19 protein-coding genes are annotated in these 23,164 nt (G+C 46.6%); 7 read left to right on the top strand and 12 right to left on the bottom strand.

Going from position 1 to position 23,164, the window contains the following annotated elements; translation table 11 throughout:
- Window positions 1–40: 40 nt before the first annotated feature.
- From def to erpA, 7 genes are all read right to left on the bottom strand, one after another.
- Window positions 41–595 carry a peptide deformylase gene (gene def, locus JFC05_RS05660; RefSeq protein ID WP_198336132.1) on the bottom strand — a complete coding sequence of 185 codons (555 nt, stop codon included), beginning with the start codon at window positions 593–595 and terminating at the stop codon, window positions 41–43.
- A 269-nt stretch (window positions 596–864) separates the two neighbouring features.
- Window positions 865–1,119, bottom strand: a complete 255-nt coding sequence (locus tag JFC05_RS05665) for a GlsB/YeaQ/YmgE family stress response membrane protein (RefSeq protein ID WP_198336133.1) — start codon at window positions 1,117–1,119, stop codon at window positions 865–867.
- A 397-nt stretch (window positions 1,120–1,516) separates the two neighbouring features.
- Window positions 1,517–3,001, bottom strand: coding sequence for a UDP-N-acetylmuramate:L-alanyl-gamma-D-glutamyl-meso-diaminopimelate ligase (mpl, locus tag JFC05_RS05670; protein WP_198336134.1), 1,485 nt, complete (start codon window positions 2,999–3,001; stop codon window positions 1,517–1,519).
- 266 nt (window positions 3,002–3,267) lie between these two features.
- A complete protein-coding gene (locus JFC05_RS05675) occupies window positions 3,268–3,906 on the bottom strand; it encodes a copper resistance protein NlpE N-terminal domain-containing protein (protein WP_198336135.1) in 639 nt (212 codons plus the stop codon).
- Between the two features lie 375 nt (window positions 3,907–4,281).
- Complete coding sequence (locus JFC05_RS05680) at window positions 4,282–4,800, bottom strand: disulfide bond formation protein B (protein ID WP_198336136.1); 519 nt, start codon at window positions 4,798–4,800, stop codon at window positions 4,282–4,284.
- A 60-nt stretch (window positions 4,801–4,860) separates the two neighbouring features.
- Entirely contained in the window at window positions 4,861–6,435 is a 1,575-nt protein-coding gene (gshA, locus tag JFC05_RS05685; RefSeq protein WP_198336137.1) for a glutamate--cysteine ligase, read from the bottom strand.
- A 332-nt stretch (window positions 6,436–6,767) separates the two neighbouring features.
- Window positions 6,768–7,148: an iron-sulfur cluster insertion protein ErpA gene (erpA, locus tag JFC05_RS05690; protein WP_105244487.1), complete on the bottom strand. Its 381-nt coding sequence runs from the start codon at window positions 7,146–7,148 to the stop codon at window positions 6,768–6,770.
- Window positions 7,149–7,655: 507 nt separating this feature from the next.
- Here erpA and JFC05_RS05695 point away from each other — a divergent pair.
- On the top strand, window positions 7,656–9,677 hold the full coding sequence (locus tag JFC05_RS05695) for an ATP-binding cassette domain-containing protein (RefSeq protein ID WP_198336138.1): 2,022 nt from the start codon (window positions 7,656–7,658) through the stop codon (window positions 9,675–9,677).
- A 215-nt stretch (window positions 9,678–9,892) separates the two neighbouring features.
- On the opposite strand, the gene JFC05_RS05700 is transcribed toward JFC05_RS05695, so the two are convergent.
- Entirely contained in the window at window positions 9,893–10,255 is a 363-nt protein-coding gene (locus JFC05_RS05700) for a septal ring lytic transglycosylase RlpA family protein (protein WP_192994510.1), read from the bottom strand.
- Between the two features lie 593 nt (window positions 10,256–10,848).
- Between JFC05_RS05700 and JFC05_RS05705 the strand changes: the two genes are divergently transcribed.
- The 4 genes from JFC05_RS05705 (at window position 10,849) to JFC05_RS05720 (ending at window position 15,131) form a co-directional block, all read left to right on the top strand.
- Window positions 10,849–11,340 (top strand): DUF3015 family protein, encoded by a 492-nt coding sequence (locus tag JFC05_RS05705; protein ID WP_075101339.1) that lies wholly within the window; start codon window positions 10,849–10,851, stop codon window positions 11,338–11,340.
- 210 nt (window positions 11,341–11,550) lie between these two features.
- Entirely contained in the window at window positions 11,551–13,539 is a 1,989-nt protein-coding gene (locus JFC05_RS05710) for a lipoprotein N-acyltransferase Lnb domain-containing protein (RefSeq protein WP_198336139.1), read from the top strand.
- 114 nt (window positions 13,540–13,653) lie between these two features.
- Entirely contained in the window at window positions 13,654–14,691 is a 1,038-nt protein-coding gene (locus tag JFC05_RS05715; RefSeq protein WP_198336140.1) for a DnaJ C-terminal domain-containing protein, read from the top strand.
- A 116-nt stretch (window positions 14,692–14,807) separates the two neighbouring features.
- A complete protein-coding gene (locus JFC05_RS05720; protein WP_198336141.1) occupies window positions 14,808–15,131 on the top strand; it encodes a chaperone modulator CbpM in 324 nt (107 codons plus the stop codon).
- A gap of 101 nt (window positions 15,132–15,232) precedes the next feature.
- Here JFC05_RS05720 and sstT read toward each other — a convergent pair whose 3' ends face one another.
- From sstT to JFC05_RS05735, 3 genes are all read right to left on the bottom strand, one after another.
- On the bottom strand, window positions 15,233–16,435 hold the full coding sequence (gene sstT / locus JFC05_RS05725) for a serine/threonine transporter SstT (RefSeq protein ID WP_198336142.1): 1,203 nt from the start codon (window positions 16,433–16,435) through the stop codon (window positions 15,233–15,235).
- A 364-nt stretch (window positions 16,436–16,799) separates the two neighbouring features.
- Window positions 16,800–17,309: a DNA polymerase III subunit chi gene (locus JFC05_RS05730; protein ID WP_198336143.1), complete on the bottom strand. Its 510-nt coding sequence runs from the start codon at window positions 17,307–17,309 to the stop codon at window positions 16,800–16,802.
- A 21-nt stretch (window positions 17,310–17,330) separates the two neighbouring features.
- The gene (locus JFC05_RS05735; RefSeq protein ID WP_198336144.1) at window positions 17,331–18,986 is read right to left on the bottom strand and encodes a leucyl aminopeptidase; all 1,656 of its coding nucleotides are present in this window, start codon (window positions 18,984–18,986) and stop codon (window positions 17,331–17,333) included.
- A gap of 766 nt (window positions 18,987–19,752) precedes the next feature.
- Here JFC05_RS05735 and JFC05_RS05740 point away from each other — a divergent pair.
- Window positions 19,753–21,075 carry an LPS export ABC transporter permease LptF gene (locus JFC05_RS05740; RefSeq protein ID WP_198336145.1) on the top strand — a complete coding sequence of 441 codons (1,323 nt, stop codon included), beginning with the start codon at window positions 19,753–19,755 and terminating at the stop codon, window positions 21,073–21,075.
- Window positions 21,075–22,283 carry an LPS export ABC transporter permease LptG gene (gene lptG / locus JFC05_RS05745; protein WP_198336146.1) on the top strand — a complete coding sequence of 403 codons (1,209 nt, stop codon included), beginning with the start codon at window positions 21,075–21,077 and terminating at the stop codon, window positions 22,281–22,283. Before JFC05_RS05740 ends, lptG begins: the two co-directional genes overlap by 1 nt.
- 124 nt (window positions 22,284–22,407) lie before the next feature.
- Here the strand turns inward: lptG and JFC05_RS05750 are convergent, their stop codons facing one another.
- Complete coding sequence (locus tag JFC05_RS05750) at window positions 22,408–23,028, bottom strand: class I SAM-dependent methyltransferase (protein ID WP_198336147.1); 621 nt, start codon at window positions 23,026–23,028, stop codon at window positions 22,408–22,410.
- Between the last annotated feature and the right edge of the window lie 136 nt (window positions 23,029–23,164).

Raw genomic sequence — 23,164 nt, forward strand, 5'->3', positions numbered from 1 at the left:
AAAAAACCTTTGGTAAAAGCGAATAGCAAATATGCTTGGCTTATGCGTTAGTGGTTTGCGGCTGTTGTTCAGCAGCATTTGCGCCTTGTTTTTCGCGGATTTTGATTACTTTACGTACTTTATCGCGTGCTCGTGTTTGCTTGAGACGAGACAAGTAATCGACAAAAATGACCCCATTTAAGTGGTCCATTTCGTGCTGGATACATACTGCGAGCAGGCCTTCGACCTCTTCGTCTATCTTGTCGCCGTTTTCGTCTAGGGCTTCGATGCGAACCTTAGTCGGACGCTCGACTTTGTCATAGACATCCGGCACTGACAGACAGCCTTCTTCGTACGGTTGTTTTTCTTCGACCAGTGGCGTCACTTTTGGGTTGATAAACACGCGCGGCTGGCTTTTATCTTCAGATAAATCCATGACGATTAGCTGAATATGGCGATCCACTTGACTGGCTGCCAAACCGATACCCTGGGCATCATACATGGTCTCAATCATATCGGCGATCAAGGTTTTGATTTCAGCAGTCACTTCCTTGACAGGCTCAGCGATCGTACGCAAACGCGGATCTGGATAGTTTAAAATAGGGAGTAATGCCATAATGCTTACCTCAATGCTAAGGATAAAATAGGGTATATATTATAAGGTAAATGGGGACAAAAGTAATGCTTATCAATACTTTCCCTTTATGTTCGCGGGCGTTAGAATTTATGCCGGTACATACAAAAGCCCTGCTAGTCGCAAGGCTTTTGGGTAAGATAGATATATTTGCTTGATGAGTTTTGCTTGATTGATTTTGTTCAAAACTATCTTTTTTATCAATGCAGTTTTATCAAGTTATCTGTACCAAATTAGCTAAGATGCGTTTCTTATACGCGGCGCTTAGTGACGATCATCTCATACAAGAACAGTAAGATGATGGCACCAATGACAGAGAAGATAAGACCTATAAAGCCGCCGTCGGCATCGATACCGATAAGCCCTGCAATAAAGCCACCGAGCATCGCCCCGACGATACCTAATACAATCGTCATAATCCAGCCCATGGGATCGCTACCTGGCTTGATAGCACGTGCTAATAACCCTGCAACCAAACCGACGATAATCATCCAAATAAAGCTCATATTATTCTCCTAATTTTTTATCATTTATAATTGTGTGATGTGCTTTGATGAATTTATTGTAGTCATTCTAAGGATTGAAGAGTAAGCACAAAATGTTATCTGTGTATGGGCTATGTGAGGAAAAACCGCTGTTTGCTATCAAGCAGAGGAAATAGGTAAACGGAAGGTTACAAAGGTAGTAAAGTCGCTAACGGGTGGCAAAGATATGTGCTGAAGTAAAAAACGATAAACATCAGAAAAAAAAGCGCCGTTTATCATCCATAAACGGCGCTTTGGGTAGGTGATAGGCGGCTTCTAACAGTGTTAAATACAATAAATCAGATATAGCCAATTGACAATAAAACGGTGATATACGTTCAAACGCGCTACTGGTATCAATTTGACTTGTGTGCTGCGCCTATCGCTCGCGCAGGGCGGTGAGTAGTCGCTGATGAATTCCTTCAAAGCCGCCATTAGACATAATGACGATGGCATCACCTGACTGCGCATACGCACAGAGATGCTCAATAATACCCTCAATACTACAAAGTACTTGCTGATGACCGATGGTACTATCCTCGGCCATCGCGGTATCAATAACTTCTTTAAGCCCCCACTCCAGCCCAGACGGCTCATACCAGAGCGTATCGTCGGCTAGCGCCGCTGACTGTGCAAGGCTGTCTTGATGAATGCCCATCTTCATGGTGTTGCTACGCGGCTCGATGATGGCCCAAATGCGTCGGTCCGCCAGCTTCTTTTTGGCACCGTCTAAGGTAGTGGTGATCGCAGTTGGATGATGGGCAAAGTCATCGAAAACCAAGATATCATCGACATTACCAATCAGTTCCATACGGCGCTTGATACCTGCAAAGTCTGATAGAGCAGCACACGCGGTCTCTACACTCACGCCCACATCGTAGGCGGCGGCGACTGCGACGAGGGCATTGTTGACATTATGCATACCGCTCATCGACCACTCTACAATCGCTGCTGCGTTATCGGCAGGATAGCTGAGCTGAAAACGACTACCGTCAGCGGTTAATAGCTTAGCATGCCAGTCACTACCATCCGTGGCGCTGTCTGAGGCAGTGATATTTGTATCATCAATCGCGGTGCGCCAGACGGGCGTCCAGACGCCTTTTGCCAAGGTGTCCTCTAGGCTGGCTGTGGCGGCAGGTATGATGATTTTACCCGTACTAGGAATCATGCGCACCATATGATGGAACTGCGTTTGAATCGCATTGAGATCGGCAAAGATATCGGCATGATCAAACTCAAGGTTGTTTAAGATAGCCGTACGCGGACGATAATGGACAAACTTAGAGCGCTTATCAAAGAATGCAGAGTCATACTCATCGGCTTCGATGACAAAATAGCCGCCGTTTTTATCCTCACTGTCTTTATTCGCTGCAAGTTTGTCTGCACCAAGATAGCTGCTGTGGGCAAACACTTGCTGCAAGTGCGTGTCAGGCGTATCGACCAGTGGCACCCCGCCGATCAAAAACCCTGCATCGATACCAGCATAGTGCAGTATCCAAGCGAGCATCGTCGTGGTCGTGGTCTTGCCGTGCGTACCGGCTACTGCGATGACGTGACGCGACTGCAATACTTGCTCAGACAAAAACTGCGGACCTGAGGTGTAGCGCAGTCCTTCGTTTAGCAGGTACTCGATGACATCCATACCGCGTTTCATGGCATTGCCTACCACCACTAAGTCTGGCGCCGGCTGTAAATGCTCGATCAGGTATCCTTCTTCGATGACGACGCCGGCATTTTGTAGTTGGGTCGACATCGGCGGATAGACATTGGCATCTGAGCCGGTAACCTTGTGCCCAAGCGCGCGCGCCAGCAATGCCAGCGACCCCATAAAAGTACCACAAATGCCAAGGATATGAATATGCATAGACGTTCCGTACGTGCTGAAGTAAAAAGGTGGACTCTCAAGCTGGTAGACCCAAAGACATAAGATCTATCGGGGCAAACTTGCTGGCTAGACTTGCTGATTAGAGTTCGTTTGCAAGGTTGGATGTGCAAACGTTTGGTGCCCAAAAGTGGGATTCATTGTAAAGTAAACGTCGTTCGATGACCAATAAAAAAACACCTAATGGTGGGTAGGCGCAGTATTGAGGCTTTATCATAACAGGCATGAGTCAGCAACAAACGGATACGCTATTTACGCGATAAAACATAATCGTCATCGAGCTGTTTGTCATTGTCCATCAATATCAGATGATTGTCTTGAATACGGTAGGTCTCTATGTTTTCTTGCTCATAAACGATGGTAATGAGGTCGTTATCTTGACGATAAATGCCAGACTCAATCGTCGGGACTTTGGGCTGGGAAGGGTTGTTATACAGACTGGTTTTTAGGACGGAGCCATCGGCAAATAGGTTTAGGGTGATATCGATACTTTCACAAAAAGAGCAGGGCACCATACCGCCGTAGTCGCCTATTAGCGTGGCTTGTAGCGAGCTATAATTGGCGGTGTCTCCATCCCTATCTACAGTGTCAATGCTGCTATCGGCAGTTGATTGCGCTGCCATGATCAGTGAGCGACCTTCTACGGCGTCGAGCTCGTCGGCATCAGCCTTAGGTTTAGATAGGCTGTCTGCCAGATCGACGGTAGATGGGCTGCTGTCTGCAGCGTTATTGACCGGCGCAACTTTAGTACTCACTTCTTTGTTGGTATTAGAAGAGGCGCTATCGCAGCCAATCACCAACACGCAAAGCGGTATACCTAAGAGCAGACGATGAAAGCGTCTGATCGTCGATACATTAAAAGAGCAACTAGGCGCACGGTATATCATGGTCACACCAAAAACAGTTTTTTAAACAACATCTGAAAAGACTGCCTATCATATCGGCCAGTTCAGGGTATTGTCAAAATCGAGAAGTAATGAAAAAACCAGACAAACCATCAAAAACCATGATTTTTATGAGGCGATTATCATGTGACTCATCGTTGGTTTTGAGGTAGATAAACAGCGTTCAATCGCTTGGCAATTCTATAAAGCGGCGTATGTCACGCAGGTCTGCTTATCAGCAAATAGAATAAGCTGTGACAAGATATCAAAGGTTTAGAACATCTTTGTAGCGTTTTTGTTATTGGTTATTTTTATAAATCCATGCCATACCGATAGGCGTATCGGTATGGCATGGGGATAATATGGGGATAAAGAGGACTATTTAGAGGCGATAGGATGTACGATACGCCACAACACCAAACCGTGGACGACCAGCAATAGGCTAAACAAAATCAAAGACTGCTCAGGGATGCTCAGTCCCATAAACGTCCAGTCGATAGCGGCGCACTCACCAGAGCCTGCAAAAACTTCTTTAAACACTTGCAAAATAGGTAAGGTATCTAGCCAGTAGTCTAGCCCCGGACCACAAGAAGGCACTTGATCGGCAGGTAGGTGCTGTAGCCAGACGTGACGGCCTGCCACTACAGTCGACCAGCCAATACCCACCAAGCTACCTAGCCATAATACCAGACGCACCGCCATAGATTTGGGGTGAAATAAAGCCGCCATCAGAGCAAACACGCCCATCACAATCAGCCCGATACGCTGAAAAACACAAAGCGGGCAAGGGGTAAACCCCATATAGCGCTGCAAAAAGAACAGCGCAAAGCTCATACCTATCACGGCCATAACGACCAAAAATACTTGTAGATTGCGGTAAGTGGTCAGCGGTAGCATGGGACAGTCACTCTTATTAGGTCGTTGTCTAAGGTATCAAACCAGTGGTTAAGTTGGTTGCTAGCGGTATTGTTGTAAAAAGTCCATAAAGTCTTCAGTTTCGGCAGACTCAATCTCTGCTTGTTGCAAAATAGACTTTTCTGCCAATACCTCATATTTGGCTTGGGTGTTGGGGCTCAAGGTCTGCTGCAACAACGCGTCACGATGCTGCTCTGCCAAGGTAAAGCCAAGTTGCCATAAGCTGCCCAAGCGTTTGCTATCGGCATTGACTTGCGCCGAAATCGTCGATTCTGGATGACTGGCTTTGCCTTGCATCAAGGCTACGGCTGCTCGGTAGTCATTGCCACCGTAGTGCGCGTCAAATAGCTCGGCAAGTGGTTGCATACGGTCTAAATGCATAAGCATCCAGCTCTCAAGCGATTGCTCTTCGCTGTTATTGATGATGTGCAAGCCCTCGCGGCGACCTTCGTTTACCACGCGCTCAAGGTTGATTGCCAGTGCTTCTTCTTCCTCAGGGAGCAAGTCAGGCGAGTCATTTAGCAGACAGTACAGCGCCATGACTTCTAAAAAACAAGCGCTAGAGAGACGGATACCGACATCGCTATACGGGTCGAGATCGATGGCGCGAAACTCGACATAGGCGATACCACGGCGCTCTAGTGCCTCGGTTGGCGTCTCACCGCTCATGGCGATTTGTTTGGGGCGGATAGGACTATAGTACTCGTTTTCTATTTGTAAAATATGATTGTTAATCTGAATAGGATTGCCGTCTGCATCATCCAAACCCAGTTTTTTAAAGCTCTCATGCGGCGTCTGAATCGCGCGGCGCAGTCCTTTGATATACTCAGGCAAGTTGTTGTAGCGGATGTCGAGCTGCTCTTGTACGCTGTTGGTGTAGCCAAGTTTGCCCATCCGTAGGCTGGTGGCGGTAGGTCTGTAGTAGGTCGAGTCATTGAGGCGCTCTAGGTCATGCTCGCGCCCCGCCAAAAAACACGGACAAACGCTGGGGCTGGCTCCCAATAGATACAGCACCAAGCTGGTTAGGCGCTTAAAATTACGGATCAGTCCAAGATACTTATCGTTTTTAAACTCCGTCAGCGTCAGATTTTGCGCCGCTGGCGTCTTTGCTTGCCAAGCCGCAAACAAATCATCACCAAACGACAAATTATAATGCAAGCCTGCGATGGTCTGCATACGGCGACCATAGCGGATACCAAGCCCGCTGCGATACAGTGTTTTTAACTTGCCCGTATTAGAGCTGCCATAGTCGGCCAGCGGAATATCTTCATCGTTCGATGACAGCATGCACGGCATGGATAACGGCCACATCAGCTCACCCTCAGGCATACCTTGATAGACCAGCAAATGCAGCTGGCGCAGCATGTTTAAGGTTTCTTTGGGAGAGGTTTTTGGGTCAGTGATCAGCTCAAGCAGACTTTCTGAGTAATCTGTGGTAATGAACGGATGAGTAAGTTTGGAGCCCAGTTTGGCCGGATGCGGGGTTTGTGCCAAAAAACCATCAGGTTTAACACGCAAGCCTTCTTTTTCGATACCGCGGAGCATCCCAGTCAGATGCTGATGGTCAAACCAATTGGGGATTTCAAAGTTCACAAAGCTACTCACAAAATTACTCATAATAGGCATCTATTGTTATTGATTATGGCAGACCAAAACACGACGGGTGTTTGACCATAAAAAAGGTAAATATAAGGATGAAGAATTTGGTCAGTTTAGCTCAAAGCAGTCCTGAAAACCACGGACAATTACAAATACGATAAGCTTTATCCAAGGCGGTTTTGGCTGGTTTTATTAAAAAAATTGACACACAAATCACAGAAAAAAGCAGTCTGGTTTACTGCCCATGTAGCGAATGAGCAGGCACGAGACGAAAAAGCACCTATAGATAAGATAGAAGACTTATCCATAGGTGCTTGAACCGTCGTTTTCAAACCGCAAAAAAGCGTCATTTAGATAGAGAATGACGAGCCGCAGCCACACGTCGTAGTGGCGTTGGGGTTGGTCACGATAAAACGCGCTCCCTCTAAGCCCTCGGTGTAGTCAACGGTAGAGCCTTGCAGGTATTGATAGCTCATCGAGTCGACGACCAAGGTCACATCGCCATTATCAAAATTGGCGTCGTCTTCGTTTAGGTCATTGGCAAAATTAAAGCCATAAGAAAATCCTGAGCAGCCGCCACCGGTGACATAGACGCGCAGCATCAAGGTGTCATCGCCTTCTTCTTCGCGCAGGCGGCGCACTTTTTGAGCGGCGCTGTCCGTTAGGTTTAAAACCGTTGGGTCTACAGGCTGGGCGGCGCTTGGGTTAAATTGATTGGCTGATTCGTTCATATCTACCTCAGTTACTAGGATCAAAGGCTGTCGTCCTGTTTGGGTTTGCAAGCACAGTCATGCAAAAAAAGATACGCACGGCGTTTGATTCAATGGAATGCTGTCATTATGGCAAAGCGATGCGCGCGTTATCAATCCTCGTTATCAATATAATACAAGTGTCATCACTCACGCGCTAAATACATGCTCGGCCACGGGCACTTATGGTATCGCAGTATATCATAATGGGGGTGTTGATTCGTTTGTCAAGAGTGACGCTTGGTTATGCGCTATTAATAAACAAAACTGCCTTCGCGATGCTGCCGTACGGCCTCACCGAGGCGACTATGTTTACCGACCACGTTTAGCGATGATAGCCATCATAGCAATCAAGATTTGCTTTTAAAATAGTGATTTAATCGTTTGCCTATCGGTGAGGCGTTTGAAATAATAGCCGCCAGTAAACATGCCAGACGTGTGTTTTTTATTGCCTTGAGTTTTATATTATTGTTGAGATGAAGAGAGTATATGATCGAATTTAAAGACGTAAGCGTACGCCGTGATGGTCGAGAGTTGTTTGCAGGGGCAAGCTTTCAGCTCCATCCGGGTCATAAAGTCGGCCTAACGGGCAATAATGGCACCGGCAAATCTACCTTGTTTGCGCTACTGCTTACGCAGATGGGTACGGGGGACACCGAGGTCACGCTGGACAAAGGCGAGGTGAGTATCCCTGATAGTTGGCAGGTGGCGCACATGGCGCAGGAGGTCGGAGCCAGTGATCAGACGGCGATTGATTATGTGTTGAGCGGTGATGAGCAGTGGTACGAGATTAATGCTGCGCTCAATGATTTAAGCGCTGTCAGTGATGAGCAAATTGGGGTGTTGCATCAGCAGTTCGATGAAATCGATGGCTACCGTACACCGACCAAAGCGGCACAAATCATGGCAGGCCTTGGGTTTAACACTAGTCAGCACGAGCTGCCTGTCTCAGGGTTTTCGGGTGGCTGGCGCATGCGCTTAAACCTCGCCAAAACCTTGATGAGCCGCGCTGATTTGATGTTGCTCGATGAGCCGACCAACCATTTAGACTTAGACGCCATTCTCTGGCTTGAGACTTGGATCAATGCTTATACCGGACTGGTCATCGTCATCTCGCATGACCAAGCGTTTTTGGATGCTACCGTCGGTCATATCTTGCACGTCGAACAACAAAAAATCACCCTTTATACCGGTAATTATCAGCAGTTTATTCGTACCCGTCACGAGCGTATGGCGCAGCAGCAGCAAGCGTTTGAAAAACAGCAAGCGACCCGCGCCCACTTGGACGACTTTATTCGTCGTTTCCGTGCTAAAGCCAGTAAAGCCAAACAGGCACAAAGCCGTATCAAGCAGCTTGAGCGTATGGCAGAGCTGTCGCCGATGATAGCGGACAACCCATTCTCTTTTCGCTTTTATGAGCCAGCCAATATGAGCTCGCCGCTGATTGAGATGACACACGCCGATATTGGCTATAGCGATACGCCTTTGCTTCGTAACGCTAATGTGCAGGTTACGCCTGATACGCGTCTTGGGCTACTGGGTATGAATGGCGCCGGTAAGTCGACCTTGATTAAAGCCTTGGTCGGCGAGCTGAAAATTTTGTCAGGTACTTACCGCGTGTCCGATACCTTAAAACTTGGCTACTTTAACCAGCATCAAATGGACGCTTTAGATGCGGCGGCCACCCCGCTACAGATGATGCGCCGCCTAGCTGGTAAGACATCAGACGCCGATTTGCGTTCGTTTCTCGGTAGCTTTGATTTTCGTGGTGATCGTATCGATACGCCAAGTGAGCTGTTCTCTGGTGGCGAGCGCGCTCGTCTGACGCTGGCTTTGATTGTCTGGCAGCGTCCAAACGTGCTGGTCCTCGATGAGCCGACCAACCATTTGGACTTACAAATGCGTCAGGCGCTGACCCTGGCCTTACAAGGCTTTAAGGGAGCGGTAGTGCTGGTCTCGCATGATCGTGAGCTGATTGCCAATGTCTGTGATGAGCTATATTTGGTGCATGACGGGCAAATCGATGCGTTCGATGGTGATATTAGCGACTACGGAAAATGGCTGAGCGAGAAGCGCAAACAAGAAAATAGCTCAGACAAAGCAGCAGGTAAGAAAAAAAGCAAAAAAGAGAGTAAAAACTTTGTTTCACGTGAAACACGCGATAGCCTAGCAAATACAGCAGCGCCTACTGTAGCAGCCAAAGACGACCCTACATCGCCTGCTTTGAGCAAAGAAGAGCAGCGCAAAATGGCCGCCGAACAGCGTAAACTGACTGCACCGGTTCGCCGCGAGATTGAAGATACCGAAAAAGTATTGGCTAAGACTGAAACGGCGCTGACAGCCATAGAAGAAAAGCTTGCCGATACCAGTCTGTATGAAGAAAGCCGAAAAGCGGACTTGCTAAAACTGCTGGATGAGCAAAGCACCCTACAGCAGCAGCAAAGCGCTAATGAAGAAAAATTACTGCTGGCCATGACAACGCTGGAAGAAATGGAAGCGGGTTTTGAATAGAGCCGTACCTATAGTCAGCTGAATGTAAAACTGTTATGGATTGAAATGCGCTACTGGTATAAATTTTACTTGCGTGCTGCGTTCCCAGAGGCTGCGCAACCTACATTTAAAAACAGCATCCTAGTGGCGCTATTACATTTTTAGAGTGTATCGACTATAGAGAAAGCGCCACACATAAAAAAAGGGAGAGCATAGGCTCTCCCTTTTGTTTCACATTATTCTTTACGGTATTTACCATCACCATAAGACAGTATCTCCATGGTAGTGGTGCACAATTGGCAGTTGATTTGACCAGCAGCGGCTTTCGACAAATCTAAAATACGGCCTCGTATAAAAGGCCCTCTATCCGTGATTTTGACGATCACGCTTTGCTTTGTCTTTTGATTGGTCACTTGTACCTTAGTACCGAAGGGCAGCGTACGATGCGCAGCGGTCAAGGCATTCATATCAAAAATACTGCCACTGGCAGTACGCTTTCCGTGAAACTTGCTACCATAATAACTGGTGTTACCTGCAAAAACGCTGGTGCTTAGTAGCAGTGACAAGGTGATAACCAAAGACTTGATTAAATACGACATTCAATACCTTTATATAGTTTATAAAATAGACAGATAACTTTGCCTATATCATCGATACTCCCTGTGAGTATCAAAGTTATATTCATTTTATAGCACATAGATTGTCGTATCCTTACGGCTCTGTTAAAAAACGCCCCAGTTCAAATAAGGGTTAGAATACGAGAAAATCATTTTTATAATTCAGGCAGTTTTGTATATTCAGTTTTCTAAACGTTGATTTATATGGCATCACACTGTGGAAAACTATCATGACGTTAAGTGAACAAATGTGTTTCCTCATAAATATAACAGCGTTATCGCATCAAAATGAATAATGATAATGATTGAGTTTATATAGAATTTGGGCCTTTATCTTCAGGGAAATCATAGGGAACCCTTGAGCTACAAGGGGTGGTTCCATATGTTTAATAGCTGGAATATCAGTAAAAGCAACCTAAAATAGCTTTTAATTTAATGTAAAAAATCTTGCTATATTCTTACAATTTTGTAAAATATGTAGGATTGAACATTATTTCATAATATTGAGTAGTCACTAAAGATATTTTGAGTAAAGGTTTGATAATTCGTTTTTTATCACTCTTTAAGGAAGTTGTATGTTGAAAAAAATTGCAATTGCTTCAGTTGTTGCTGCCATGATTCCATTTAGCGCAGCTAATGCCGATCTTGGTTCTAAATTTAAAACTGCAGAAACTGGTCGCACTATCGAGCAGATTTATAAGCAGTGTGGTATTGGTGGTGCTTTGTTTGGTAATTCTAGCCCTATCTTAGCTATTATCTCTAACGTGACTTGGGATTTAGGTACTACGGCTGCTACTTCTGACTCTATGTCTCCTGAAACTTGCCAAGGTGGTAACGTCAGAGCTGCGGTTTTGATTAAAGAAGCCTTCCCAAGTGTTGAAAAAGATCTAGCTTCAGGCCAAGGTGCTCATTTATCAGCATTACAAAGCGTTGCTAACTGTGATTCGGCCGCTAGTGTACGTGCACAGTATGGTCAATATGCACAGACTTCTGCATATCGCACTGCTACCCAAGATCAAAATGCAGAAGCGCTATTCAGCATCGTTAAAACAAGCTGTGCTATCTAAAGCTTGTCAGTTTTAACGTATTAAGTCATTGGTTTAATGATTAAGCTTTTGACTGTTTAATGATAAAAACACGTAAACCTAGTGCTTACGTGTTTTTTATTGCTTATGTGTTTATGGTGCTAATAAAAAATGCAAAAAATATTTTTGTGCGTAGCTTGTCTTGCTGTACCTACTGTCTATGCCGCTGAACCCTACCTAATGAATTCGGTAATGGATTCGATAGTAGTTGAAGAAAAAGACAATAGTATTTTTACTCACGATGGGAATGCTGATAATAATGAGACTTCTGAACCACGCATGCTTGCTAACGGACAGGATATTTCATTAGCGAAAGAGCAGGGCATGCAGATGCCTAGTGATAAAACCATTATTGAAGAAAAACGACAACTCAGTAAAAACACAGCTACCACTTTTGCCAAGCTAAAAGCATTATCTAAGCACTCTCAATGGCAACATTTACTATTTTACAAAAATGGCAAAGCTGAAGTTATTTCACCAGATTTTTATTTAACCAATCCAAAACCACGCTCAAAACGCAATTTTGATCCTTATGCAGAACTGATGGCAACGATAGAGCAGGCAAGTAATGAGAGCGTTGTTTGTAAGTATCCAGCCAGATATTTATGGCTTAATCACCATTTACCCGAACTAAATAGTAATCTAAAAGATTGCCCGCTGCTGCCAGATCCCAATCAAGAGATAAGCCTAATCTTAGTCAGTAATTACTTAAAAAATCCAGCCTCTTCGTTCGGTCATGTATTGGTAAAGTCCAGTATGGCTGCAGAGGCTGAAGACAGTATGAACAAAGAAGTCAAAGTGCTTTCAAGCGAGGATTTACTTAATAATTCATACAACTTTGGCGCGCGCATTCCAGCCAATGAGAACGGAGCAATGTACGCTATTAAGGGGCTCTTTGGACTCTACGATGCGGGTTTTTCGGAGACGGAATTTTTTAAGCAAGATGCCGTGTACTCCAAAAACGAGCAACGAGATATGTGGGAATATGTGCTAAATCTTGAAGCATTTGAAACGCAATTACTCAACTACCATTTATACGAAGCAAAATCCGCTCGATTTGATTATTACTTCATCAAACAAAACTGTGGTTATCGTTCAGGAGAGATATTAGAGCTGATAAGCGATGTAAAAACGACTGAGCGCATAGGCCCTTGGTACGCGCCAGATTATATATTTGATCAGTTGTTAGAGCATGATAGTGGCACAGGATCGTTAGTTTCCTCGGTACGTTACCTACCTTCTGAGCAAACACAGTTGCGAGAGAAGTTTGTACAACTATCAAAGCCAATACAAAATATTGTTAATGAAGTCATTCGTACAGAAAATACCGCACCGCTTGCCACGCTGAATACCGATGACAGAGCACTTGCGCTTGATTTTCTAATCTTACATCGCACCTATAAAATATCACAAGACAATACCCCAGAGCAGCTAGCATTTAAAAATGAATTGTTGAGCCAACGTTTTGCGCTACCAGCCAGTGATGGTTTAGCTAAGCTGGTTGTACCTAATAAAGCGTCACCCGCACTCAGTAACAAAACCACGCAAACCAAAGTAATTTTATCTGATGAGCGTGCGCAGGTGGGATTATCACTATTTGTGAAAGATCCTCTCAACGCTTACACTGATATTGCTAAACGGTTTGAAGCAGTACAAGCCTCTTTAGGTTATGATTTTGATGATAGCAAATGGACGCTGACAGACTTTGTCTTTTTAGACATGCAGCAGATCGAAAACTTGAGACAACCGTTATCAGGCGAACCCAAATTGTCTTGGCAATTAAAAACAGGCGTGCGCACAGACTTGTTTACTGGTAGCAACCACAGTCCTTATGCGCAAGCTGGCATGGGAGCCGGTGCAAAATTTGGTAAGCACATGCTTGGTTATGGTATGGTAAATGCAACAGTCCACGATCAAGACCGGCATGCAGATATAGGGGTTGAGTTTGGTTTGCGCGCTAAACGTGATACTCAAAGTGCTGAGTTGTCTTATAGTGCCTCTAAACGAGAGGGACGTGCCTCCATTGCCCTCACTAAATTGACATTACGGCAACAGTTATCAAAGAACAATGATGCCAGAATCATAGTGACACACGCTAATATAGAGACACAAGCTGATTATAATGCTTTAAGCGGTTTAGATAATACAAATGCTAGTATCGCTTGGCATCATTATTGGTAATATCTTAAAGATCAAAGTTATGTTTATAGGTAAAGAAATGAAATATTGCCGCATCATCCCTATATTATGTATTAAGTAAATCGTTAATAATAAATGCGATAAGGAAAAAATAATATGGCAGAAAAAAACTACTACGACATTTTGGGGGTCAAAAAAGACGCCTCAGACGCTGATATCAAAAAAAAATACCGTAAACTGGTTCGTCAGTATCACCCCGATGTGAGCGACGACCCAAACGCGGATAATAAAATTGCTGAAATCAACAACGCTTATGAAACGCTTAGAGATAAAGACAAGCGTGCGCAATATGATGCTATGCTAGACAACCCCTTTGCCGGTCAAGGCGGCGCTGGTGGCTTTGGCGGGTTTGGTGGTCAGTCGGCAGGCGGACAAGGTGGTTTTCGCTGGGAGGATATCAAAGATCAGTTTGGTGATGGACAAGCCTTTGGCGATGGCGGCTTTCGCTTTGATGATATATTTTCGGCATTTGGTCGCGGCGCGCGTGGCTCAGCTGGTGGACAGGCAGGAGGCCGCACGCAAGGTAGCGGCTTCGAGCAGTTTGGGGGTGGCTTTGGCGCGCAGGATAATAAAGGCCAAGATCAGCACGCCGAGATTGCGGTGGACTTGGCCTCAGTCTATAGCGGTGACGACTATAGCATCAAACTAAACGTGCCGGTACGCCAGCCCGATGGCAGCGTGGATTATGAAAATAAAACCCTTAAGATTAAAATCCCAAAAGGCATCACTGATGGCAAGCAAATCCGCCTAGCAGGTCAAGGCTCAGCTGGCATGGGTGGCGGCAAAAACGGTGATTTGTTTTTAAAGGTGAAAATTCGCCACGACCCCAATATCCGTATCGAGGGCGCTGATGTCTATCAGACAGTAAATATCGCGCCATGGGAAGCGGCATTGGGTGGCAAAATCAATGTCAGTACGCCCGCTGGCACCCTTGGCGTGACCATCCCCAAAAATAGTAAATCTGGTAGCAATTTACGTCTAAAAGGTAAGGGCATCCCTGCCAAACAAGCGGGCGACTTATACTTAACTCTCAATATCGTCAACCCTGATATCACTGATAGCAATAGAGAGGCTGTGACAAAAGCCTATGAGCAGCTAAAGCAAGCCTTTGCTGATACCAGTATTAATCGCTGATAGCTGCCGCGCTGCTATCGACAGAGATCAGCGAAAAGCGATAACGGGGAGAGATGAAAACGATCACGATGACATAAAGCACAAATAAGGATAGCAACCAAAAGAGGATAATAATAATGAAACACTCGTCTGAATTTACCGATATTATCATGAGCTTGGATGAGCTGGTATCTGCCTGTGGTCAAGAGCGTCAATGGGTCATCGAGCTGATGGAAGAAAACATCATCGAGTACGACGTGCCAGAGCGTGAGCAGTTTACCGGCTATCAGCTCACCACGGTGCGCCGCGCCTCTCGTCTGAGCCGTGACTTTGATGCCAGTGTGCCCGCGATCGGCCTGATACTGGAGCTATTAGAAGAAGTCGAGCAGCTGCGTCAGCTCAAACGTCAGCTAGAAGGACAGACGCCAATCATTGAAGTGGATACTGAGTATCTAAAGTAACAAAACCATTGATAAAGCACCGCTCATAAAAAAGGCCTCATTGCGATCATTGAGGCCTTTTATTTTACAGTGTGTGATGTACAGATACGGATTGCGCCGGCTTAACGCGCGTATTTAGGATCGGCTGCCGCAGTAAACAAGACGTCAGTTGACGAGTTGAGCGCGGTCTCGGCCGAGTCTTGAATCACGCCGATGATAAAGCCGATGGCAACCACTTGCATGGCAATGTCATTGGGGATACTAAAGAGGCTTGCAGCCAGAGGAATCAGCAATAACGACCCACCAGCGACCCCAGAGGCACCGCAAGCACTAATGGTCGCGACCAAACTCAATAAGAGCGCAGAGGCAAAGCTCACCTCGATACCGAGCGTATGCGCTGCCGCCAGCGTCAAGACGTTGATGGTAATCGCCGCCCCTGCCATATTGATAGTTGCACCAAGTGGAATGGTGACAGAGTAAGTGTCTTCGTGTAGGCCCAGTTTGCGTGCAAGGTTCATGTTTACAGGGATGTTGGCCGCCGAACTACGCGTAAAGAATGCTGTAATCCCTGACTCACGCAGGCAAGTAAATATCAGAGGGTAAGGGTTTTTGCCGGTTTTGAGTAAGACGATAATAGGGTTGGCAACGAGGGCAATAAATATCATACAGCCGACCAATACCATCAAGATACGAGCATAACCTGCCAATGATGCAAAGCCTGTCTCAGCGACTGTATTGGCAACCAAACCTAAGATACCAAAAGGCGCGAGAGCGATGACCCATTTCACCACTTGTGAGATGGCATTGGCAAAGTCGCCGACGACAGTACGCGCGGTATCGCTGGCTTGACGCAGTGCAAAGCCGATGATAATCGCCCAAGCCAAGATACCAATATAGTTGGCCTCAGCGATGGCATTGACAGGGTTTGCCACCAGATTCATCAGCAAGTTGGTCAATACTTCTTTGAGGTTGGCCGGTGGTACTTGCTCGACAGTTGCGTTGACGAGTACCAGCTCAGTTGGGAATAAAAAACTGGCGCCGACAGCGGTCAATGCTGCCAAAAATGTGCCAAACATATACATGATGAGCACTGGTTTGACATACACTTCGTTGCCACTACGATGCTGACTAATCGCCGCCATCACCAGCACAAAGACCAATATCGGCGCGACTGCTTTTAGCGCACCGACAAATAGCGTCCCCAACAATCCTAAGGCGATACCAACGCTTGGTGCTAGCCAGCCTATTAGCACCCCTAATATTAAACCGATAATAATGAGCGGTACCAGCCCTATACGCTGGTACATCGCAATCAATGAACGCATTTGTACACCCTCGAGTTAGTCAGTCAGAAGTAAATGAATCATAAAAATAGAAAAACAATCGGAGGATAGTAGCATTTTTTCGGATACTCGCCTACCAGTCAGACTGGACGCGGCAAATCAGACGGCAACCAACCCAACCACGCTGTAAAAACCATAAAAAGGGTAGGTAAAATAAAGGAAAGGAAAGGAAAGGAAAGGAAAGGCAGGCAGGCGCGCGGGGAAAACTGAGCAAGGCGACTGATAAAATAAAGCTAATGAGACAAAGTTAAGATAGCAAAGCTGGAAAACAAACCAGCAGACAGCCCGCAAGGAACATGTATAGCAGTAGCGTTGTGTCGTCTTTAGAACAAATCAACTGTATAAGCTACACCGTATAGTGCGTCAGCTCGTAGCCAAGCTGTTTATAATGCTTATATTTATGACGGCCTTCTTGCATACTTTTGGCATCAGGTTTTATCAGCTCAAGTATTCGAGTGGGTTTGGCAGGACTGGTCGCGGCTATAAAATCGCTGACAGGCTGCAATGTGGTATTGAGAACGATACCTGAGAAGTCCGCTGGCATATAACTGCCGAGCATGACGGGCGCTGATACTGCCTCATCGATATCGGAGGTAACAGGCTTTGCGGCATCAGACTCCATCGTATCAGGTTCTATGGAGTGAGGATCGCGGCCCAAAAGGCGCTGGTGCGGGATAAAGCTGGTCGCGTCGTGCGTCCATAGCGCTTCATCAAGCAAGCTGAGTAATGCCTCATCTTGAGACAAAATCAGTAGCGATTGGCTGCTTTTATTGAGCGCCGTTTGGGTCAGCTGACAAATAAAGCCCAAGATTTCTTGGGCTTTACGCTCGCTTAATACATAAAAACTTACGTTCATAAATTGGTCATCATCACTGCATTAAGCGTTGTTTGCGCTGTTTTTTAAGTACTGCATAAATAAAGGCACAGGGCGACCGGTTGCCGCTTTATCTTTGCCTGAGTTCCATGCGGTGCCTGCGATGTCTAGGTGCGCCCATGGCTGACCTTCTTCGACGAAGCGTGATAAGAAGCAAGCTGCGGTTACAGCACCTGCGCCTTTACCACCGATGTTTTGCATATCAGCGATGGGTGAGTCAAGCTGTGCCTGATAGTCGTCATCTAATGGCATGTGCCAGATGAGGTCACCTGATGAGTAGCTGGCGTTTTCTAATTCAAACAACACATCTTCATCATTACTAAAGACCGCTGAGCGTACATGCCCTAAGGCCACCACGCAAGCGCCCGTCAACGTCGCCACATCGATGATGGCTTTTGGCTGATAGCGCTGGACGTAGCATAAGGTATCGGCCAACACCAAACGACCTTCAGCATCGGTGTTTAAGATTTCAACCGATTTGCCGTTCATGGCTTTGACGATATCACCAGGACGCGTGGCCTCACCTGATGGCATGTTTTCTGCACAAGCAAGTGCCCCCACGACATTAATTGGTAGACGCGCTTCGCACAGCGCTTTGATGGTACCCAATACAGACGCTGAGCCGCCCATATCGAACTTCATCTCATCCATGGCCGCGCCTGGCTTGATAGAGATACCGCCTGAGTCAAAGGTCACGCCTTTACCGACCAACACGATAGGCGCATCGTCATGGCTGCTATCAGTGTTTTTGTCTGATTTTTTGCTAGGCAGTTTGGTGGGGAGCTTGTCAGCCAACGCTTTTAGACCACCGGTGACTTTTGCACTGCTATTGCCGGCTGTGTAAGTATCAGTCGCGCCTGCTTTGGCACTAAAGTTAGACTTGCCGCGATACTCGAGTAGTACCAATTTGCCTTCTTTGCTAGAGCCTCTAGCCACCGCTAAAAAGCAGTTCATGCCAAGCGCCGACATCTCATCTTCGCCCAGCACCGTCACTTTTAGGAGGTCAGGATAGGTCTTTGCAAGCGCTTGGGCTTGTTCTGCCATATACGCTGGAAAGCAGATATTGCCTGGCTCATTGGCGACGTCACGAGTCAAGCTTTGACCGGCGAACACCGCTTGCGCGAAGTCTAGCGCTGGCTGCAATGCTGCATCGGCCAACAAATACACATCTGTAAGTACCGGTGTGGTTTGCTCAGACTTGTATTTATCAAAACGATAGCTGGCCGCTAGTAGATTTAGCGCAAATTGGCCAAAGTGGTTTTCTTCTAGATCATCGCCGAGCGCGACCGTGATAGAGGCGACGCGTTTTTGCGTATTGTTATAGATGGTTTTGGCGATTTTTTGTAGGGCAGTGTGGTTGATCTTATCGATATTACCGACACCGACCAACAATAACTGAACTGGGTTTTGTTTGGTGGTTTTTTTGTCACCGGCCAATGCCAAATCAGCAACGGTTTCGCAGGCCTTACCACTAAAGTGTGACACTTCCATCAATTGCTCAATACGAGCGCTATAGTCAGCTAGCGCAGACTCAGCGAAGAGATTTTTTTTGTCATCCACCAACACCACCAAACAAGCCGCGTCTTTACTCTTCGCTTCTTTTTTGAGGATTTTTTGGGTATGGGTTTTGGGGAGCTGCTGAGTTAATTTGATATTCATATAGTTATCCTTATTTGAATGGTCAATAGATGCCGCCTTTTAATCGGGGTACGAAACAATCAGATTATTAAACTAAATAGCTAAGCTGTTCAATCAGTTAAATCAATTATCACCGAGCCAAGCGGCCGTTTATCACCAGCTTAGTTTTTCGTAAGCTTAATGTCTCACAGACTCAGTGCAATAGCCGCACGACAAGTGACTGCCAGATGCTGCCTGAGATTATGTGTATGGTTTGAGGTGATAAAAACATAGAGTCATCTTGCCCAGCCGATATCTGATCTCTGTGCTCAAACCAACGATAAAATCCAAGATTAAGCCATTGGTTCAGTCAAAGCTTCAGTCAAAGCATTGGAAGGTTGGGCGTTTGTTGTAGTGTAGCATATCAGGTAATCAGCGTGCTGTCGGCATCGGTTAAGTAATGTTTTCGTATATATTTGCTGCGCGATCTTAAGAGCAAAGGCTGCATAAACCACCGCCTCAATCTTAGCAAGTGTTAGGTAATGTTTTAGCACATTTTTCACAGCCATTTTTTGCCAAAACATGCTAGCATTAACGGTTATATTCAAGGCTTATATTTGTGTAGTATCGCTAACGATACTACTGTTAGTTGTTATTATCCGTTAACTATCGGCGAGCGGTACAAACCTGCCGCCCAAAAAAGCCCATTATAATAGTCATATAAGCGCCACGCCTGAGCCAGCGCTCTATCATACAGCACGCGCATACCAACTGTTTAAGAGTCCCTATTGTGATATTACGCCGCTACATGACCCAACAAGTTGCCTCGACCACCGCTTTGGTGTTGGGGTTTTTAGTGGTGATGATGCTCGGTGGGCGCTTGATTCGTTACTTTGGGATAGCCGCTGAAGGTCGCTTAGACATCAGTTTGTTATTTACCATTATCGGCTACAATCTGCCGTACTTTTTAGAGCTTATCTTGCCATTGGCGTTTTTTATTGCGCTGATGCTGGTATTTGGCCGTCTATATGTCGATCAAGAAATGGCAGTCATCAATGCCAGCGGTGTGTCGCGTGGTAAGCTGGCACGCTTGATGACGCCATTTATCCTCGCGCTGTTTGTCGGCGAGGCGGCTTTGTCTATCGTTGGTAAGCCGTGGGGGGTGCGCTCATCTGAGGCGGTGTGGCAACAGCAAGCCTTGACCAGTGCCTTTGATTTGATTCGCCCAAAAGAGTTTATCAGTAATGGTAATTATCATCTGTATGTCGGCAGTCTGAGCGAGGACAAAAAGCAGCTGCAAGATGTGATATTGATTCAATCAGAAAAACCAGAAAAAGGCAGTCAGCCCAAAAACGCGGCGGCCAATACAGCAAAAAATGAGCGTGATCAAAGCGCCGCGGTCTCTGTCGATAATCGCATCGACCCCAAAACCGCTGAGCAGTTGGATATTCCAGAACTGCCAAAGACACTCGTCAATCATGATATCAGCAAAGACACCATCACCTTAGCCAAACGTGCCGAGCAGGTCGATACAGGGAGCCGCGGCGTGACGCAATTGGATTTGTTTCAAGGACGACGATACGAAGTCGGCGCAGGGAGTCTAAAGTACAATCAAGTAGGCTTTGATCGCTACCGTATCAGCTTGACTGAGTCTGCCAAAGACGTCATCACCGAAGACAATATCGAAACCCAAGCCATCGGGCCGTTGTGGCAAGCGGCAACCGGTAGCGGCAGTACACAAGTGAGCACGGTCGAGGCCAAGCGCGCTGCGCAAGGTGAGCTCGGTTATCGTTTTGCGTTGCCTTGGCTGATGATTATCGCGCCGATGCTGGCGGTACCGCTGGCACAAGTGCGTCCCCGTCAAGGTCGCTGGTTGCGTTTGTTTCCCGCGATTTTATTGTTTGTCAGCTGTGCACTGGGTATCATTTCGCTCAAAAATGCGGTGAGTAAAGGCAGCGTCAGCGTGTGGGCGTATGCGTGGCTAATCTTAGGGTTTATGGCGTTGGCGCTGTATATGAACTGGGGCAGCCGCGTGCAGCATCGCCTGCGCTTTCGCAAACCTCAGCAGCCGCAAACAGTGGCCGACAGTCGCGCCAATCCAAATGACAGCATGTCAGGAGGGCAATCGTAATGCGCTCCTTATTTGCCAAAACCCCAAGCGCCGAGCCACTGGCCCAAAAACCCGGTCAACTAAAAGTGCTCGGCCGCTATGTCAGACGCAATGCGTTGCTTGCTATCATCGGGGCCGTTGTCGGTCTATGGGCCTTGCAGCTTATTTTTTCTTACTTATCCGAGCTTGATTCGCTCGATGATAGCTATACGATGAGTGAGGCGATTAAGTATATCTTTTATCGCTCGCCTTACTTTTTAGAGCAATTTATTCCGACAGGGGCGCTACTTGGGGCGGTCGTAGGTTTGGGGCTGCTGGCCAACAAAAGCGAGCTGGTCGTCATGCGTGCCGCTGGCGTCAGTATCTATCGCATCGTCGGTTGGGTGCTACAACCCGCTCTGATTTTTGTGCTGCTTGCCTTAGCGATCAATCAGTTTGTCTTGCCACATTCCAATCAGTTGGCAAAAGACATCAATGATGAAGACAGCCGCTCGCTTGTGACCTCGGTACGCGGCTACTGGACGGTGCAGCCACGCTTTGAAAATGCACAAGATGGCAGTACAAAGCCTGCTGGCAGCGATATTTTATATATCGACTATGCCGACGTACAAGGCAACATCGGTGAGGTGAAGCGCTGGCATTTGGACAATGATGGCAACTTGCAAACCGCTATTCATGCCAAAGATGGGCAATATGTCGGTCGGCAAGCTCTGGATAGCAGCAGCGGCACGCCGAGCGGACAGTATCGTTACGAGTGGCAACTCAATGACATGACCACGCTTAGTATCAACCAAGGCTTTGAGAGTAGGCAAGCTGTATTCGCCTCCGATACGCTCAGTTTGCCATTTGCCCCAGAGTCGGTGTATCTACTGACGCGTAAGGCAGAGGATTTGTCTCTGACGCAACTATATGAGCATCGTCAGTTTATGCGAGGGCAGGGCAATCGCTCTTTAGAGCATGAGCTGGCATTTTGGCAAAAGCTGCTGTCGCCGCTATCGATTTTATCGCTGGTGATCGTTGCTTGCTCATTTGTCTTTGGCTCGCTGCGTACGCACAGCTTGGGTCTGCGTATCGTCGTCGCGCTACTCTTTGGTTTGCTATTTAGCTATGTGCAAGATTTGGTCGGCTTTATCTCATTAGCGACAGGATTTTCGCCATTATTGATGGTGCTATTACCGATACTTGGTAGCGCCGCCTTGGGTTTTTATCTGATAAAACGGCAGATGTAAGACCATGTGGTAGGTGGTATGCCATCTTTAATGCCCTAAGCAAGAGAATAAAAAACAAAAATCCCGCTAACATGCTGATGTGTTGGCGGGATTTTTGTTTGTGCAGCTTTTAAGTTACTGAAGCTTATTCTTTGGTCGCCATAGTAATGGTATAGGTTTTGCCCTGTTTGACCTTTTCGCTATTACCAAACACTTCGGTAAACGAGCGCTTCATAAACTGGCGCAAACCATTGATGGTCACCACATAAAACCGCCCGCCTTGACGCATGCGCGCATAGGCATCGAGGAAGTATAGATAGTGCTGCTCTTTGCCGACTTTGGCTGGCAAGTTTGACATCACAAGGCTAAAGTCTTTGTCCGCTGCCACATGATTGAAGCCGTTTGATAAATGTACATCGACATTTTTTAGACCGTTTTGCACGCAGTTACGGCGCGCATATTCTACCGCCATAAAGTCTTTATCAATAAGTGTATGCTGACCGTTCGGGCACTCACGCGCTGCCGTCATGCCGAGCACGCCATAGCCGCAGCCTAAATCGATCGAATCATCATCCGCCCGAAAATCCACATAATCGAGCAGCATTAGGCTACCGTCATCGAGCTTTTGTGGTGAAAAAATACCCCAAGTGGTCGAAAAATCAAACGGTTTACCCAGTACCTCTTGGCGAAAATGAATGTCTTCGCGCCAGTGTTCAGCATTTTTTAGCAGGTCGGCAGGGGGACGGTGGTTTGTAGAGTGGCTCATGGGATTCTCGGATAGTAGATAGGTAAAAGGTTAATAAGCTATGGCAGGTATTGTAGCGAGAAAAGGGTCAGTTTGCAGCTAGGCATTGATAGAGCAGATTCTATACTTTACCGCCTCTATCTCAGATTGTGCTCTG

It is taken from the genome of Psychrobacter celer (assembly GCF_016107555.1).
Taxonomy (GTDB): Bacteria; Pseudomonadota; Gammaproteobacteria; order Pseudomonadales; family Moraxellaceae; genus Psychrobacter; species Psychrobacter celer.